Origin of the sequence: Amycolatopsis sp. NPDC051106, assembly GCF_040682775.1 — a bacterium.
Classification (GTDB): domain Bacteria; phylum Actinomycetota; class Actinomycetes; order Mycobacteriales; family Pseudonocardiaceae; genus Amycolatopsis.
The window spans coordinates 1-17,734 of record NZ_JBFBBQ010000097.1; the positions used below are offsets into that span (position 1 = coordinate 1).

The 17,734-nt window shown below is 70.9% G+C and carries 10 protein-coding genes; 6 read left to right on the plus strand and 4 right to left on the minus strand.

Going from position 1 to position 17,734, the window contains the following annotated elements:
- Nucleotides 1-120 precede the first annotated feature (120 nt).
- A complete protein-coding gene (locus AB0M83_RS40865) occupies nt 121-1,953 on the minus strand; it encodes an ABC transporter substrate-binding protein (RefSeq protein ID WP_364525946.1) in 1,833 nt (610 codons plus the stop codon).
- Between the two features lie 170 nt (nt 1,954-2,123).
- Here AB0M83_RS40865 and AB0M83_RS40870 point away from each other — a divergent pair, with 170 nt between their 5' ends.
- Together AB0M83_RS40870 and AB0M83_RS40875 are read left to right on the plus strand one after the other, a co-directional pair.
- Complete coding sequence (locus AB0M83_RS40870) at nt 2,124-2,951, plus strand: M55 family metallopeptidase (RefSeq protein WP_364525948.1); 828 nt, start codon at nt 2,124-2,126, stop codon at nt 2,949-2,951.
- Nucleotides 2,944-4,251: a M20/M25/M40 family metallo-hydrolase gene (locus tag AB0M83_RS40875; RefSeq protein ID WP_364525950.1), complete on the plus strand. Its 1,308-nt coding sequence runs from the start codon at nt 2,944-2,946 to the stop codon at nt 4,249-4,251. The genes AB0M83_RS40870 and AB0M83_RS40875 overlap by 8 nt, the downstream gene beginning before the upstream one ends.
- Here AB0M83_RS40875 and AB0M83_RS40880 read toward each other — a convergent pair.
- Together AB0M83_RS40880 and AB0M83_RS40885 are read right to left on the minus strand one after the other, a co-directional pair.
- A complete protein-coding gene (locus AB0M83_RS40880; RefSeq protein ID WP_364525951.1) occupies nt 4,241-4,873 on the minus strand; it encodes a class I SAM-dependent methyltransferase in 633 nt (210 codons plus the stop codon). The two genes, AB0M83_RS40875 and AB0M83_RS40880, sit on opposite strands and share 11 nt — an antisense overlap.
- 41 nt (nt 4,874-4,914) lie before the next feature.
- Nucleotides 4,915-6,546: a tannase/feruloyl esterase family alpha/beta hydrolase gene (locus AB0M83_RS40885; RefSeq protein ID WP_364525953.1), complete on the minus strand. Its 1,632-nt coding sequence runs from the start codon at nt 6,544-6,546 to the stop codon at nt 4,915-4,917.
- A 146-nt stretch (nt 6,547-6,692) separates the two neighbouring features.
- Here AB0M83_RS40885 and AB0M83_RS40890 point away from each other — a divergent pair, with 146 nt between their 5' ends.
- The 4 genes from AB0M83_RS40890 to AB0M83_RS40905 all read left to right on the plus strand — a co-directional run bounded on the left by AB0M83_RS40890 (nt 6,693) and on the right by AB0M83_RS40905 (nt 17,037).
- Complete coding sequence (locus AB0M83_RS40890) at nt 6,693-11,021, plus strand: GH92 family glycosyl hydrolase (protein WP_364525955.1); 4,329 nt, start codon at nt 6,693-6,695, stop codon at nt 11,019-11,021.
- Nucleotides 11,022-11,078: 57 nt separating this feature from the next.
- Nucleotides 11,079-11,615: a YciI family protein gene (locus AB0M83_RS40895; RefSeq protein ID WP_364525957.1), complete on the plus strand. Its 537-nt coding sequence runs from the start codon at nt 11,079-11,081 to the stop codon at nt 11,613-11,615.
- Between the two features lie 215 nt (nt 11,616-11,830).
- Nucleotides 11,831-14,956: a GH92 family glycosyl hydrolase gene (locus tag AB0M83_RS40900; RefSeq protein ID WP_364525959.1), complete on the plus strand. Its 3,126-nt coding sequence runs from the start codon at nt 11,831-11,833 to the stop codon at nt 14,954-14,956.
- Complete coding sequence (locus AB0M83_RS40905; protein ID WP_364525960.1) at nt 14,953-17,037, plus strand: FUSC family protein; 2,085 nt, start codon at nt 14,953-14,955, stop codon at nt 17,035-17,037. Before AB0M83_RS40900 ends, AB0M83_RS40905 begins: the two co-directional genes overlap by 4 nt.
- Before the next feature lie 54 nt (nt 17,038-17,091).
- On the opposite strand, the gene AB0M83_RS40910 is transcribed toward AB0M83_RS40905, so the two are convergent.
- Nucleotides 17,092-17,721, minus strand: a complete 630-nt coding sequence (locus AB0M83_RS40910; RefSeq protein ID WP_364525962.1) for a DUF4360 domain-containing protein — start codon at nt 17,719-17,721, stop codon at nt 17,092-17,094.
- Between the last annotated feature and the right edge of the window lie 13 nt (nt 17,722-17,734).

The window sequence follows — 17,734 nt, forward strand, 5'->3', positions numbered from 1 at the left end:
AGTTCTCCGCCTTCACCACCCAGCCGCAGCCCAAGGGCGCGATCCTCGAGCAGACCGGCTACTGGGGCGTCTACGGCGCCACCCCGACGAGCACCGCGGCTTGTTCGGGGGCGGTCATCCTTACTCGCGGTCTTCCGAGGTCTTGTTGCGGCGGCTGATGACGACGCCGCCCACCACGATGATCACGACGACGATGGCGCCGACGACGATCCACACGACGGTGCCGCTGCTGCCGGAGTCGGCCGTGGCCTCGGTGCCGGCCGGGGTGGCGCCGTAGACGCCCCAGTAGCCGGTCTGCTCGAGGATCGCGCCCTTGGGCTGCGGCTGGGTGGTGAAGGCGGAGAACTTGTCGGAGCGGTAGGCCTCGAGCGCGTTCTGGTAGTCGAGCACGATCGTCGGGAACTGGCTGTAGAGCCGGGCCTGGGCCTGCTTGACGTAGTCCGCGCGCTTGGCGTCGTCGGTCTCGGTGAGCTGCTTCTTGTAGAGGTCGTCGTAGGCGGCGTCGCAGAAGAACGTGTCGGTGCTGCCGCCCTTGCCGTCGGCGCTGGGCCGCGCGGCGCAGGTGTGCAGCGAGAGCGCGTAGTCCGGGTCGGGGTTGGTGCCGTAGCCGCCGATGGCGAGGTCGTACTTGCCGGTGGCGGTGCGGTCGGACAGCTCGTCGTCGGAGACCAGGTCCTGCTTGACGGTGATGCCGATGTCCTTGAGCCAGCCGCTGACGTACTGGGCGACGCCCTGGTCGTAGCTGCGGTTGGCGTGCCCGGTCAGGCGCAGCTCCAGCTTGGCGCCGCCGGGGGCGGTGCGGACGCCGTCCGGGCCCTTCTTGTAGCCGGCCTGCTCGAGGGTGGCGTTGGCGGCGGCGAGGTCGAACTTGATCTTTTCGGTGTCGCTCGGGTCCCAGTGGTAGGCGCTGTAGACCGGCGGCACAACACCGCCGCCGACCTGGCCGAGACCCTTGAGCACCTTGTCCACCAGCGACTGCGTGTCGACGGCCTGGGTGATCGCCTTGCGGACGTTGATGTCCTTGAGGACCGGGTTGCCGTCCCCGATGGGGTTGTTCGAGCTGTCGGTGACGCCGAAGTTGAACGCGAGCTCGTCGTAGCGGCGGCCCGGGGCGGCGTTGGTGGTGATGCCGTCCTGGCCCTGCAGCGCGGCGAACTGGTTGGGGTTGAGCCGGTTGATGACGTCGACTTCGCCCTGCTTGAGCGCGTTGACCGCGGCTTCGGTGTCCTTGAACTGCAGCAGCTGCAGTTCGTCGATCTTCGGGGCGCCGCGCCAGTAGTCCTTGTTGGCCTTGAGCTTGACGTACTCGTTCGGCTTGTACTCGGTGACCTGGAACGGCCCGTCGGAGACGCCGGCGATCTTGAGGTCGTCGGTCGCGGGGTCCTTGAGGTCCTTGACGCCTTCCCAGATGTGCCGGGGCACGATCGGCACGTCGAGCAGGTTCATGTTGACCTGCACGGTCTTCGTCTTGATGACGAGGGTGGTGTCGTCGGGCGCGGTGACCGTCTCGAAGTTGCCCACGTAGTTGCCGTTGGCGGTGCGGGCGTTCTCGTCGGTGAGCATGCGGTTGAACGTGAACGCCGCGTCCTTGGCGGTGACGGGCTGCCCGTCGCTCCACTTGGCGCCGCTGCGGATCTTGAACGTCCAGGTCAGCTTGTCGGGCGACGGCGTCCAGGACTCGGCGAGGGCGGGCGAGGCCTCGGCCTTCTCCGCGTTCGGGACGGTGAGGAACTCGTAGGTGAACCGGCCGATCTGCGTGGACGCGGCGAGCACGGCGGTGAACGGGTTCAGGTGGTCGATGCCGGTGGTCAGCGCGACCCGCAGCACCTTGCCCTGCTGGGCCTGGGCCGGGACCGCGAGCGGGATCGCCGCCAAGGTCGCGGCCGCGACGACCGCGCCGACGCGGCCGAACCGGCCGGTTCTGCGTGGGAAATGCACCAAAAACCACCCCATCGTTCTCGCTGTGAAGCCTCCCCAAGGACGAGAAGTAACCACATACCCCGACAACCGCGCAATATGTTGCCGCCTCGGCAGGTGTCCGATCGTTATCGATCGAGTTCGGTGACGCACCGTGATCGGGGATCCGTGTCCGGGGCCGCGGCGGCCTGGCTAGAGTGCCGGGCATGCGCATCCTGATCTCGGCGGACATGGAGGGCGCCACCGGCGTCACCTGGACCGACGACGTCGTGCCCGGCTCGCCGCAGTGGGACCGCTTCCGCCGGCTGTTCACCGGCGACGTCAACGCGGTGCTGGCCGGGCTGTACGAGGCCGGGGCCGGGGACGTGCTGGTCAACGAGGCGCATTCGTCGCAGCGGAACCTGCTGCTGGAGGACCTCGACCCGCGGGCGAGGATGCTGACCGGGCGGCACAAGCCGCTCTCGATGATGCAGGGCATCGATTCCGGTGTGGACGGTGTGGTGTTCCTGGGCTACCACGCCGGCGCCGGCGCCGACGGGGTGCTTTCCCACACCTACCTGGAGAACCAGATCACCGGGGTGTGGCTGGACGACGTCCCGGCGAGCGAGGGCCGGCTGAACGCGGCGATGGCCGCGGAGTACGGCGTCCCGGTCCTGCTCGTTTCGGGTGACGACAAAACGTGTGACGACGCCCGTGACTACGCTCCGGAAGCGGAGCTGGTCCAGGTCAAGGAGTGCGTCAGCCGGTACGCGGCGATCTGCCTGCCGCCGGCGCGCACGGCGGACCTGCTGACCGGCGCGGCGGCCGACGCGATGGCGCGGGCCGGACGCGAAGAACGCCAGGTCGGGGGCCACCGGATCGAGGTGGAGTTCGACGCGAGCCACCTGGCCCAGGCGACGGCGGTGATCCCGACGGTGGAGCAGATCGGCACCCGGCGGGTCGGGTTCGACGCGGTGACCATGACCGAGGCGATGAAGGCGTTCAAGGTCGTCACCGCGATCGCGGGCGGGGCGGTGCAGGGCATCTATGGCTGACGTGGCGGACGCTGCCGGGCTGTGCGCGGACCTGATCCGGTTCGACACGACCAACCGCGGGAACAACGACGCCGAGCCCGAACGGCCGGCCGCGGAGTACGTGGCGGCGGTCCTGGACTCGCTCGGCATCCCGGCGAAGATCCTCGAGGCCGCACCCGGCCGGGCCAGTGTGATCGCGCGGGTGCCCGGCACCGATCCGTCGTTGCCCGCGCTGCTGGTGCAGGGCCACCTCGACGTCGTCCCGGCGGACGCCGCGGACTGGTCGGTGGATCCGTTCGCCGGCGAGATCCGCGACGGCTACCTGTGGGGCCGCGGCGCGACCGACATGAAGGACTTCGTCGCGATGGTGCTCGCCGCGCTGGCCGGCGGGGTGCGCCCGCGGCGGGAGCTGGTGCTGGCGTTCGTCGCCGACGAGGAGGACCGCGGCGAGTGGGGCGCGCACTGGCTGGTCGCGACGCATCCGGAGCTGTTCGAAGGCTGCGAAGCGGCGATCAGCGAGTCGGGCGGCTACACCTACCACGTGCCGGCCGCCGACGGCCGTGACGTGCACCTGTACCCGGTCGGGACGGCCGAGCGCGGCACCGCGCACCTGCGGTTGACCGCCCGCGGCCGCGCGGGGCACGGCTCGCGGCCCAACGACGAGAACGCCGTCACCCGGCTGGTGGGCGCGTTGCACCGGATCGCCGCGCACCGCTGGCCGGTGACGCTGACCCCGGCGGTGCGGGCGTTCCTGGAGCGGACCGGTGACGCGCTCGGGGTGCCGGTGGACCTGTCCTCTTCGGACGGGGTGGACGCGGCGGTGGCGGCGCTGGGCCCGGCGGGCGGGCTGGTGCTGCCGACGGTCCGCAACAGCACGACCCCGACGATGCTCGAAGCGGGGTACAAGGTGAACGTGATCCCGTCGACGGCGACCGCGCAGGTCGACGTCCGGGTGCTGCCGGGCACCGAGGAGTCGTTGTTCGCGGCGCTGGACGAGCTGCTCGGTGCCGGGGTGACGCGGGAGTTCGTGGCGCACCAGCCGCCGGTGCAGGCGCCGGTGGACTCGCCGTGGTTCTCGGCGATGGCCGATGCGCTGCGCGCCGAGGACCCCGAGGCCGTCGTGGTGCCGTACTGCCTGGGCGGCGGCACGGACGCGAAAGCGTTCGCCCAACTGGGGATCGCCAACTACGGGTTCGCGCCGCTGTGGCTGCCGAAGGGCTTCCCGTACCGCGCGATGGCGCACGGGGTGGACGAGCGGGTCCCGGTGGAGGGCCTGCACTTCGGGACGCGGGTGCTGTCCCGGTTCCTCGCTACCGTGTGAACTCGGCCCAGTAGCGGAGGCCGTCGTGGATGGTCTCCAGGCTGACCAGCCGCACGCCGCCTTGGGCGGCCGACTCGATCTCCGCCCGGGTGAACGGCCAGGGCGGTCCCGGCTCGGCGGCCACGTTCTCCGCCGCCACCTCCGACACCAGCATCGTGCCGCCGGGGGCGAGGAACCCGGCCAGGGACGTGATCGCGGCCGCCCGGAAGTCGCGGGGCATGGCCTGGATGTTGATGATCTCCACGACCAGGTCGAACGCCTGGTGCCACTCCCCCGGTGGCTTCAGCAGGTCCGCCACCACGTAGTCCACTCCTGACTCCGGGAACCGGGCGCGGGCGGCTTCGACCGCGGACGAGGCGACGTCGAACGCCGTCACCGCCCACCCGGCCGACGCCAGCAGTTCGGCGTCGTCGCCCAGGGCGCTGCCGACGACCAGCGCGCGGCGGCCTTCGCCGGGACGCAGCCAGCCGGCGAGCGCCGCGTTCGGCTTGCCGCGGGTCCACGGCACCTCGGCCTCGCCGCGCGCGGCGGCGGTGTAGAGCTCGTCGAACCAGCGGGTCGGGCTGCCGTCGGCGAGGGAGGCGCGGGCGAGGACACGGTCGGCGGGTTCCGGCGTCGTCATGATCGTGACCTTAGCGACGACGCCGGACCCGCGTGACCGGTTTACCGGGCGACCGGCCCCGGGATGGCGTACAGCCGGTTGCCGGCCCAGTCGACGACGTCCCGGACCGGCGAGAGAGGCGGGGCCGGGCGGAAGTTGGCCGCGTCGTCGACGCTGCCGGTGCCGTCGTAGACCGCGCGCTGGGGGTAGGCGAACACCGGCCGGGTGCGGGTGACGTTGCCGGCGTCGTCGCGGCCGGTCGCGGTCACCTTGGCAGGCGCGGTGCCGCGTTCGACCCAGGCGACGAGTTCCTTCAGCGGGTCGAACTCGGTGAGCGTGGTGCCGCCGCCGCAGTGGTAGAGGGACGGGACCATGAACAGCCGCGCCCAGTCCTGGCCGCGGCCGTGGGTGAGCCGCTGGTAGTAGTCGAGCGTGCCGGCCGGCGGGATGGCCTGGTCGGCGAAGCCGTGCCAGAGCACGAGCTTGCCGCCGCGGCGCTGGAACGCCGAGAGGTCGAGGCTCATCGCGTTGTAGCGGGCGCCGACCGGGGTGAGCCGGTCGAACTCGCGGCGGGTGAAGGCGAAGTCGTCGACCTTCGAGGCCGGGGCGCCGATCGGGTAGCCGAGGTACTTGAGGTAGTTGTCGGCGAGGCTGCGGGCGAAGCCGACGCCGCCGGTCTCGGGCACGCCGATGATCCAGCCGGCCCACGACAGTTCCGAGCCGGGTTCCTGGCCGCCGGGGTAGAGCAGGGTGCCGTGGGCGTCGGTGGGCGGCGCGTACAGCTTCCGCACGACGCCGACCTGCGCCGGGGTGAGGCACGCCGGGGTGTCGGGGCCGGCGCAGGTCAAGGTGGCGGGGTCGAAGCGGCAGGCGCGCGGGTCGTCGAGCTGCCCGTCGGTGAGCCCGTCGAGGCGGTCGCAGGCGGCGAGGACGGCGGCGTGCAGGGCGGGCAGCTTCGCCGCGGTGAGGATGGGGCTGCCGTCGGCGGCGTCGTTCGCCCGCGCGAGCCATGTCTGGTACACCCCGAGCAGCGGTGACCAGTAGTTCGCGGGGGCGCCGGCGACGATGCCGTCGAAGTCGGCCGGGTAGCGCTGGGCGAGCAGGAGGCCTTCGCGGCCGCCGTCGGAGCAGCCGGTGAAGTAGGACTTCTTCGGCGGCGAGCCGTAGAACGCCTGGATGATCGCCTTCGAGGCGCGGGAGACGACGTGGGGTGCGCGGAACTCGAAGTCGTCGCGGGCGGCCTGGTCGTGCGCTCCCCAGCTGCCGTCGTCGACGACGGCGGGGGTCCGGCCGACGTGGCCGTCGTCGGTGGCGGCGACCGCGACGTCGCCACCGTGCGGGAGGTCGCAGTCGGCGAAGGCGGGCGGGGTGACGATGCCGCAGAAGCCGCCGCAGCCGTACTGCAGGTAGCGGCCGGCGTAGGTCTTGGTGGGCAGCCGCAGCTCGAAGCGGACGGCGGGCTCGACGTAGCCCTGGACGCCGCAGTACTCGGGGTCGGTGCCGGTCGCGGCGACGACGGCCGCCGAGGTGACGTGTGTGGTGGCGCCCGGGAGGGCGAACCCGCGGACCAGGTCGCCGCAGGTGGTGGCGGGCCGGATGGCGGAGTCCGGCGCGGCGGTGGCGGTCGCCGGGCCGAATCCGGCCGTGGCGAGGAAGAGTGTGACGACGGCGGTGAAGATCCGGACTGTGCTCATTCGGGTCCCGTTCCCCTCGGTTGTCCAGTTCTGGTCAGGTTTGCCGACCGGTCTTGACATCGATGTCACCCGCGCGTTTCGCTTCCTGGGCACCGCCGGTCCCCGTCCGTCGGTCCCCCGTTCACCCTCCAGAGCTTGGAGCAACGATGCCCCGAAGCGCCAGACCGCCGGTCGCTTTCCTGGTGACCGCCGCCGTGGTCGCCGCCGGCCTGGTCGCCCTCCCCGCGGCCTCGTCCGCCGCCGAAGACGCCCTCCCCGCCGATTTCTCGTCCTCCTTCGAACCCGGTGACGTCCAGCCGACCTGGACCGACACCGTCGACACCGACGCGGCGGGCAAGCCCCGCGCGTCCGGCATCAACGGCGCGAACGGCACGGCCATCCCCGGCGACATCCGCGGCAAGGTGACCGAGACGAGCGCGAGCAGCGAGAACGCCAGTGGCGGCGAGGTGGTGTCGAACCTCGTCGACGGGACCACGGACACGAAGTGGCTGTCCTGGGACCCGACGGCGTGGGCGCAGATCACGCTGTCGGAGCCCACCTCGATCACGCACTACGCGCTGTCGTCGGCCAACGACTTCGACAACCGCGACCCGAAGGACTGGACGCTGCAGGGCTCCACCGACGCCCTGACCTGGACGGACCTGGACAAGCAGGCCGACCAGGCGTTCACCGAGCGGTTCCAGCGGAAGGACTACCAGCTGGCCGCGCCGAGCGCGGCGTACAAGTTCTTCCGGCTGAACGTCACCCGCAACAACGGCGGGCCGATCCTGCAGCTGTCGGAGCTGCTGCTGGCCAACGACGAGCCGGCGCCGCCGCCGCTGCCGAACATGCGCAGCTTCACCGACTCCGGCCCGACCAGCGGCTACACGAACAAGAACCGCGTCGGCTTCACCGGGCTCAAGGCATTCCGCTACTCCGGCAGCCAGACCGCGGACGGCCACGGCTGGTCGTACAACAAGGTCTTTGACGTGAACGTGCCGGTCGTCGCCTCGACCGAGCTGTCCTACAAGGTGCAGCCGCAGTTCATCACCGGTGACCTGAAGTACCAGAGCACGAACGTCGCGATCGACCTGGTCTTCACCGACGGCACCCGGCTGCGCGACCTCGGCGCGACCGACCAGTACGGCTTCCCGCTGACGCCCGAAGGCCAGGGCGCGAGCAAGGTGCTCTACACCAACCAGTGGAACCTGGTGCGCTCGGCGATCGGCACGGTGGCCAAGGGCAAGACGATCGACCGGATCCTCGTCGGCTACGACAACCCCGACGGCCCCGGCTCGCTGCAGGGCTGGCTGGACGACGTGAAGATCTCCGCCACGCCGACGCCGCCGGCGAGCACCCGCCCGACCGACAACGTGCTCACCACGCGGGGCACCATGGCCAACGGCTCGTTCTCCCGGGGCAACAACTTCCCGGCCACGGCCGTGCCGCACGGGTTCAACTTCTGGACCCCGGTGACCGACGCGAACGCCGACAACGACGACGTGCGGTGGATGTACAACTACCACAGCCAGAACAACGAGCAGAACCTGCCGGAGCTGCAGGCGTTCAGCGTCAGCCACGAGCCGAGCCCGTGGATGGGCGACCGGCAGACCTTCCAGGTGATGCCGTCGGCGGCCACCGGGGTGCCGGACGCGAACCATGACGCCCGGGCGCTGGCGTTCAAGCACGACAACGAAACCGCTCGCGCGCACTACTACGGCGTGCAGTTCGAGAACGGGATCAAGACCGAGATCGCGCCGACCGACCACGCGGCGATGTTCCGGTTCTCCTTCCCGGGCGCCGACTCCAGCCTGATCTTCGACAACTTCAAGAACCAGGGCGGGCTGACGCTCGACACCGCGACCGGCACGCTGTCGGGCTTCACCGACGTCAAGAGCGGCCTGTCAGCGGGTGCGGGCCGGATGTTCGTCTACGCGAGCTTCGACAAGCCGGTAACCGCCGGCGGGAAGCTCACCGGGCAGGGTCACGACGACGTCGCCGGCTACCTGCGGTTCGCCGCCGGCGCCGACAAGACCGTGAACATGCGGATCGCGACGTCGCTGCTCAGCGTCGAGCAGGCGAAGAAGAACCTGGCGCAGGAGATCGCGCCGAACGCGACCTTCGACACCGTCCGCGACGCCGCGCAGCGGGTCTGGGACGACCAGCTCAAGGTGATCGAGGTCGAGGGCGCGTCGAAGGACCAGCTCACGACGCTCTACTCGAACCTGTACCGGCTGTTCCTCTACCCGAACTCCGGGTTCGAGAACACCGGCACGGTCCAGAAGCCGGCCTACAAGTACGCGAGTTTCGTCTCGCCGAAGGTCGGCGCGGACACCCCGACGCAGACCGGGTCGAAGATCGTCGACGGCCAGACCTACGTCAACAACGGGTTCTGGGACACCTACCGCACCACCTGGCCGGCGTACTCGCTGCTCACGCCGGACATGGCCGGGAAGATGGTCGACGGGTTCGTGCAGCAGTACCGCGACGGCGGCTGGATCTCCCGGTGGTCCTCGCCGGGCTACGCCGACCTGATGACCGGCACCAGCGCCGACGTGGCCTTCGCCGACGCCTACCTCAAGGGCGTGAAGAACTTCGACGTCAAGTCGTTCTACGACGCGGCGCTGAAGGACGCGACGGTGACGCCGCCGAACAACGCGGTCGGCCGCAAGGGCGTCGACGAGGGCATGTTCCTCGGGTACGCGCCGAACACCGCCGACCACGGGTTCTCGTGGTCGATCGAGGGGTACGTCAACGACTTCGGCATCGCGAACCTGTCGAAGAAGCTCTACGACGAGGCTCCGGTGAGCGATCCGCGCAAGCAGGAGTACCTCTCGAACTACGAGTACTTCACCAGCCGGGCCCAGCAGTACGTGAACCTGTTCGACCCGAGCGTCGGGTTCTTCCAGGGCCGGGACGCGGCGGGCAAGTTCAGCCGGTCGACGCAGGACTACGACCCGCGGGTGTGGGGCATCGACTACACCGAAACCGACGGCTGGGGCATGGCGTTCTCCGTGCCGCAGGACGGTCAGGGCCTGGCGAACCTCTACGGCGGCAAGGCGGGCCTGGCGAAGAAGCTCGACGCGTTCTTCGCCGACCAGGAGACCGCGAACTTCCCGGGCTCCTACGGTGGCGTGATCCACGAGATGCGCGAGGCGCGGGACGTGCGGATGGGCCAGCTCGGCCACTCCAACCAGGCCTCGCACCACACGCTCTACATGTACGACTACGCCGGTCAGCCGTCGAAGACGCAGGCGAAGGTCCGCGAGGCGCTCTCGCGGCTCTACACCGGCAGCGAGATCGGGCAGGGCTACGCGGGCGACGAGGACAACGGCGAGCAGTCGGCCTGGTGGACCTTCAGCGCGCTGGGCTTCTACCCACTGCAGATGGGCAGCCCGAACTACGTGATCGGGTCGCCGCTGTTCAAGAAGGCGACGATCCACCTGGCCGGCGGCAAGGACCTGGTGATCAACGCGCCGAAGAACAACGCGAAGAACGTCTACGTCCAGGGTGTGAAGGTCAACGGCAAGGCGTACAGCTCGACGTCGCTGTCGCAGGACCTGATCGCGCGCGGCGGGGTCATCGACTTCGACATGGGACCGAACCCCTCCTCGTGGGGTACCGGCCCGAACGACGCACCGAAGTCGATCACCCAGGGTGACGCGGTGCCGGCGCCGCTGCACGACGAGACCGGCCCCGGCAAGGGCACCCTGTCCACTTCGGACGGATCGAACGCCGGTGCGCTGCTCGACAACACCTCGCGCACCCAGGCCGCCGTCACCGGGGCCGTGCAGTACCAGCTGAACAACACCGACGAGGCCGTCACGAATTACACGCTGACGTCCCAGACCGGTGCGGGCGACCCGAAGAGCTGGACGCTGAAGGGCTCCTACGACGGCAAGACGTGGGCGGTGGCCGACCAGCAGGCGAACCAGGCGTTCAGCTGGCGGCAGCAGACCCGCGCGTTCAAGGTGGCCAACCCGGCGCACTACGCCTACTACAAGCTCGAAGTCACCGCGACCAGCACCGGCGCCCCGGCGCAGCTGGCCGAGTTCGAGCTGCTGGGCAAGCCGGACGCCGCCTGCACCCGCACGATCACCGGCGTTTCGAACGGCCCGCTCACGATCTCGTCCGGCACGGTGTGCCTGCAGGACGCGACGGTGTCGGGTCCGGTGACCGTGGGTGGCGGCGCGTCGCTGATCGTCCGCGGTGGCGAGATCAAGGGCCCGCTCGCCGCCACGGGCGCGGGTCAGGTCGTGCTGAACCGCACGAAGGTGGGCGGCCCGGTGGCGATCACCGGGGCGACCGGCCAGGTGTCGATCGAGCTGACGCAGGTGGGTGGCCCGGTCGCACTGACCGGCAACCACGGGCCGGTGCTGACGTCCAGCACGATCGGCGGCCCGCTGGCCTGCGCGGCCAACTCGCCGGTACCGACGGACTACGACCTCCCGAACACCGTCCGCGGCCCGGCCGCCGGGCAGTGCGCGAAGATCTAGTCCCGTAGTCGAGTGGATGCCCTCCCCGCGGTCCGGCGGGGAGGGCATCCTCGCGCCATGGAGTTCTTCTGCTACCACCGCGACCGGCCGGGCTCGACCGCCTTGCGCGAGCAGCTGCGGGAAGAGCACTGGGCCTACATGGACCGGTTCCCGGGGATGATCGCCCGCGGGCCGACGTTCGACGGCGACACCCCGACGGGCAGCGTGCACATCGTCGACCTGCCGGACCCGGCGGCGGCGCGCGCGTTCGCGTTCGACGAGCCCGGCTACCAGGCGGGGGCGTACCGGGACGTGCTGCTGCGCCGCTGGCACAACGCGCTGGGCCGCACGATGTGGGCCTTCCCGGGTGGGCGCGAGGGCGGCGACCGCTACCTGGTCCTCGGGTTCGGTTCGGGAGAGCCGGCCGAGGTGGCGGCCCCGCGGGACGAGCTGATCGCCTGCGGGCCGTTGCTGTCGGATGATGGTGCGGCGTGGCTGGGGACGGCGGTGCTGCTGAGGGCACCGGACGCGGAGACAGCGCGGGCGGTGCTGACCCCGGGTCGGTATCCGGGGATCGAGGTCCACCGCTGGCAGTTCGGCGGACGTCCGGGCTGACCCCGTTGCCCCGGAGGGTCGGTTCGCGTACCCAGGCAGTCGGTTCGCGTACCTGGACGGTCGGTTCGCGTATCGGGTGCGGAGTCGCCGCGGCCGGGGATCAGCAGCAGGAGCGGCGCAGCTCGGCGCCTTCGTGCCGGACGGTGGGCGTGCTCACCGGCCATCACTCCCCGCGTCGAGCGCACGCTACGCCGTTCGGCGGATACGGTAAGCGCATGTCCGACGCCGTGTTCTTCTCCTCCTTCGAAACCGGTGACCCGCAGCCCGCGGACCCCGCCCTCACGGTCGACCGCGGCCCGGACCGCTCCCCCACGGCCAAGACCGGCGTCGGCTTCACCGGGGCGAAGGCCCTGCGCTACACCGCCCGCCCGAGCAGCGCCCTGTTCACCCTCGACGTGCCCGTCAACGCGGACACCGAGCTGTCCTATGTGGTCTTCCCGCAGGCCGACGGCGAGATCCCCGCCTACCACGCCACCCGGGTCAGCCTCGACGTCGAGTTCGCCGACGGCACCTCCGCCGGATTCGCTCCGGTGGACGACAAGACGCTGTGGGTGGACCAGTGGAACCTCGTCCGCCGCCCGCTCGGGGCGTTCGCGGGCCGCCGGATCAGCCGGATCGTGCTGCGGACCGCCTCTCCCGAAGGCGAGGTCACCGGGTGGATCGACGACGTCCGCGTCGCCGACCGCCGCGAGCCACCCCGGGACCCGGTCGACTTCGTCCGCACCACCCGCGGCACGCACTCCAGCGGTGACTTCTCCCGCGGCAACAACTTCCCCGCGACCGCCGTGCCGCACGGGTTCAACTTCTGGACCCCGGTCACCGACGCCGGTGTCACCAACTGGATCTACTCCTACCACCGCCACAACGACGCGGAGAACCGCCCGGCACTGCAGGCCCTCGCCCTGAGCCACCAGCCGAGCCCGTGGATGGGCGACCGGCACACCTTCCACGTCATGCCCGGCACCGGCCCGCTGCAGCGCGACCGCCGCAAGCGCGCCCTGGCCTTCTCCCACGACGACGAGACCGACTCGCCGCACCACTACGGCGTCCGGTTCGCCAACGGCATGACCGCCGACCTCGCCCCGACGTCCCACGCGGCGATCCTGCGTTTCACCTTCCCCGAGAAGCACGGCTGGCTGCTGTTCGACAACGCCGCCAACCGCGGCCGGCTCCGCCTGAACGCCGACACCGGCGAGATCAGCGGGTACACGCGGGTCCGCAGCCGCCTGTCCGCCGGTGCGCGCCGGATGTTCGTCTACGGCGTGACCGACGCCCCGGCGACCCGCGGCGCCAAGGTCCGGGTGCCGCCCTGGCGGCGCGTCTCGGGCTACTTCGAGTTCGACGGTCCCGACGCGACGCTGCGGATCGCGACGTCGCTGATCAGCCTCGCGCAGGCCAAGCGCAACCTCGAGCTGGAGATCCCCGCCGGGACGACGTTCGAGCAGGTCCGCGACCAGGCCCGCGAACTCTGGCAGGAGCACCTGAGCAAGATCGAGGTCGAAGGCGCCACCGAGGACCAGCGGACCACGCTGTACTCCAACCTGTACCGGCTGTTCCTCTACCCGAACGTCGCCCACGAGAACACCCCGAAGGGCGTCCGGCACGCCAGCCCGGTGGTGCGCCGGTGGTGGCCGAGCACCCGGCGGCGCACCGGCGCGAAGGTCGTCGACGGCGAGCTGTACGTCAACAACGGGTTCTGGGACACCTACCGCACCACCTGGCCCGCGTACGCGCTGCTCAGCCCGGCGCAGTGCGGCCGGATGGTCGACGGGTTCGTCCAGCAGTACCGCGAAGGCGGCTGGATCTCGCGGTGGTCCTCACCCGGGTACGCGGACCTGATGACCGGCACCAGCTCCGACGTCGCCTTCGCCGACGCCTACCTCAAAGGCGTCCGCAATTTCGACGTCGAAGCCGCTTTCGACGCCGCTCTCAAGAACGCCACCGTCACCCCGCCGCACCGCTCGGTCGGGCGCAAGGGGCTCGAGCAGTCGATCTTCCTCGGCTACACCCCCACGTCAGTCCACGAGGGACTGTCCTGGGCGCTGGAGGGGTGCATCAACGACTTCGGCCTCGCCAACCTCTCCGACGCGCTCTCCCGGGAAAGCGAAGGACCCCGGGCGCGGATGTACGCGGACTACGCCGCCTACTTCCACGAGCGCGCGAAGCACTACGTCCACCACTTCGACCCGAAGATCGGCTTCTTCCAGGGCCGCCACCGCGACGGCCGCCGCAAGTTCGCCCCCGAGGGCTACGACCCGGCCGCCTGGGGCGGCGACTTCGTCGAGACGAACGCCTGGAACACCGCCTTCACCGCACCCCACGACGGCCCCGGCCTCGCGGCACTGCACGGCGGCAACGCCGGCCTCGAAGCCAAGCTCGACGAGTTCTTCGCCACCCCCGAGACCGGCCGCCGCCCCGGCGCGTACGGCGGCCTGATCCACGAGATGACCGAAGCCCGCGACATCCGCATGGGGCAGTACGGCCACTCCAACCAGCCCTCGCACCACATCCCGTACGTCTACAACCTCGCCGGCGCGCCCGCGAAGGCCCAGCGCGTCGTGCGCGAGGTGCTGCGGCGGCTCTACCTCGGCAGCGAAATCGGGCAGGGCTACCCCGGCGACGAGGACAACGGCGAGATGTCCGCGTGGTGGGTGTTCAGCGCCCTGGGCTTCTACCCCCTGGCCGTCGGCAGCCCCCGCTACGCGATCGGCTCACCGCTGTTCGAGAAGGCGACCGTGCACCTGGGCGAGGGCAAGAAGCTCGTCGTCCGCGCCCCCGGCAACACCGACGACACCGTCTACGTCCGCGGCCTGACCGTCGACGGCGAACCACACGACGCGACGACCATCGCCCACGCCACCCTCGCCGGCGGCGCCGAACTGGTCTTCGACCTCACCACCGAACCCACCGCCTGGGGTGCCCCGCCGCCGCCCGCCGAACAGCCGGACCCGATCTCCGACCTGACCGGCACCGCCGCCAGTGAGGACGCCAAGAGCGTCGACGCGCTCTTCGACGACACCACCCGCACCGAGGTCACCTTCCGCGGCGCCACCCCGGCCATCGAGTTCACCGTCACCGGCGAATCCCGCGAAGTCACGATGTACACGCTCACCTCCGGCGGCCGCGGCGGCGATCCCAGCGCCTGGGTGCTGGAAGGCTCCGACGACGGCGCCGACTGGACCACCCTCGACGAACGCACCGGCGAGCTGTTCCGCTGGCGCCGCCAGACCCGGCCCTTCGTCCTGGCCACCCCGGCCGCCTGCGCCCGTTACCGGCTGCGGATCACCGCCACCCGCGGCCGCCGCGCCACCCTCGCCCAGTGGGAGCTGCTCGCCCGATGAACCACTTCCGCACCGCCGCCCTCGACCGGCTCGCGGCGGCCGACCCCGGCCTGGTCCGGCTGCGGCTGGCCGGCTCCGCCGTCCTCGGCATCGTCCTCGCCGTCGGCGCGCTGCTCCCCGCCCACCTGCCGCTGACCGTCATGCTCGTCGGCGCCATCGCCGCGATGATGACGGCCTTCACCGTCAACGACCCCACCCCGGGCAGCCAGGCCGTCACGCTCGTCCTGGCGTTCCTCACCGGCGCCGCCTCGATCACCGTCGCCAGCCTCGGCTCGGCCATGCCGCCGCTCGACAGCATCGTGTTCGTCCTGCTGATCTTCGTCGCCGTCTACGCCCAGCGCTTCGGCGCCCGCGGCACCGCCCTCGGCTCGATCGGCTTCTTCCTGTTCTTCTTCCCGATGTTCCTGCAGGCCCACCTCGCGCAGGTCCCGCAGCTGCTGATGGCGCTCGGCGTCGGCGTCCTCGCCAACGCCGTCGTCCGGTTCGTCCTGTTGCGCCACAACGCCGAGGCCGAGTTCCTGCGCGTGCGCCGGGCCTTCCGCGCCCGCCTCGCCGCCGTCGTCCGCGCCACCGAGGCCTACCTGGCCGTCAACGGCAGCGAACGCACCCGCAAGCAGCTCCGCTCGGCGATCAGCCGCCTCCACGAGTGCGTCCTGCTCATCGAGGACGCCGCGCCCGACGTCGTCGACGCCCGCGCCGCCGACCGGCTGCGCCGCCGCGCCATCGAGGTCGAGCTCGCCGTGCAGTGGCTCGCGATCACCGTCCAGCGCACCTGCTCCGCCGAGCTCACCACCGACGTCCGCGACGACCTCATCGCCCGGCTCGCCCGCTTCCGGGCCCTCATGGAACGCGACCCGCGCGAGCTCCCGCTGATCAGCCAGACCGGCGAGTACAGCCGCATGCTCGTCGAAGGCAGCCGCATCGACGAACACGCCGCCCCCGGCGACGGCGTCCGCAAGGCGCTGGCCGAGCTGGCCCTGGCCGACGACCGCGCCCAGCGCGCCGCCGCCCCCGAGTCCGCAGTGGACCCCCTCGACGAGGAAGAAGACGAGCCGACCCCCGCGTTCGCCTACGACAACCGCACCCGCAGCGCCATCCAGGCCGTCGTCGGCGGCGGGCTCGCCGTGCTCGGCGGCGAACTCGTCTCCCACCAGCGCTGGTACTGGGCCGTCCTCACCGTCTTCGTCGTGTTCATCGGCGCCTCCAGCGCCGGCGCCACCTTCGTCAAGGGCGTCCGCCGCCTCGGCGGCACCCTCATCGGCATCGTCGGCGGCGTCCTGCTCGCGCTCCTGGTCGGCGGCAACACCGCCGCCACGCTCTCGCTGATCCTGGTGTGCGTGTTCGGGATGGTCTACACCGCCCGCGTCTCCCAGGTCGTGATGGCCTTCTTCATCACGAGCATGCTCGGCCTGCTCTACAGCCTGCTCGGCACGTTCAGCCTCGAAGTGCTGTGGATCCGCGTCGCCGAAACCGCCGTCGGTGCCGCCGCGGGCATCCTCGCCGCCGTCGTCATCGTCCCCGTCCGCACCCGCTCGGTCATGCTCGACGACATCTCCGCCGTGCTCGACGAGCTGGCGGAGTTCCTCGAACACACCCGCGACCTGCTCGCCGGCGAAGAGAACGTCAACATCATCGAACTCTCCCGCGACCTCGACCGCGCCGTCGAACAGGTCCGCACCACCATCGAACCGCTCACCCACCCGGTCAACCTCCGCAGCGCCCGCCGCGACTACGGCTGGCACGTGCTCACCACACTGGAGACCATCGCCTTCCGCGCCCGCCACGTCGCCGCCCGCGCCCAGCCCGGGCAGCTCGCCGGCGAGAACGCCGACCGCCTGCGCCAGTTCACCGGCCGGCTCCTGGCCAACATCGACGTCCTCCGCAAAGCACTCGACGCGCCGGGCGGCCCCACCCCCGGCACGCTCGTGCGCGACGACGGCACCCCGGTGTCCGACCGCGTCGAGCAGGCCGAAACCCGGGCCGTCCTCTCCAGCCTCAGCCACCTCGACGAGGCCCTCGTCTCCCTCGGCCGCGTCTTCGACGTCCAGGCCACCGACCCCCGCGCCCCCGCGAAGAAGTGACCGCCGGGGCGGCACGGTGACCGGCCGCGCCGCCCCGCGTTCACGGTGCTCCGATCAGGGACAGGACAACCACGCGAAGTGGTACGTGGTCGTGATGCTGCCGTCGGTCGAGTCCATCGTCACGTAGCTCGTCGTCTTCTTCGGATCCGACGTCCCGGCCGCGGCCCGCAATTCCGTGTTGACGTTCAGATTGCGTTCCTCACCGCACGGCTTGAACACGATCGCGCCGACTTCCGTCGAATCGGTGAAATGCCAGTCGTCCTCGAACGGCCCCGTCAACGGATGTTGCATGTAGGCCGTCGGAGAATTGCCCTGGAAATAGTAGTTCGCTCTTTCCAGGCCGGTCGCGCCCCGTTCCAAGTGGGCGAATCCGCGGTAGTCCGCCTGCGCGATTCCGTAGGTGAACCCCTGCGGCACGTGCACCCGCAAGCCGATCTGGCAGTTCTTCCGGGCGTCCAGCGGCCCGGCGCCGACCCCGACCAGCGCCGTGTAAGCGCTGTAGGTCACGGTGAACGCCGTGTTGTCCTGCGACACCGCCACCGCGGACGTGCCGGCCGGGCAGCCCGTGCCATTGGCGTTGACGACGTCGATGACGATTTTGTCGGGCGGCGGAGGGGTGTTCCACGAATGCGGGGTGACCACAGAGGAAAGCGCCATTACGGCAGCAACGACCGCAGACAGCATCGGAATCCTTCCC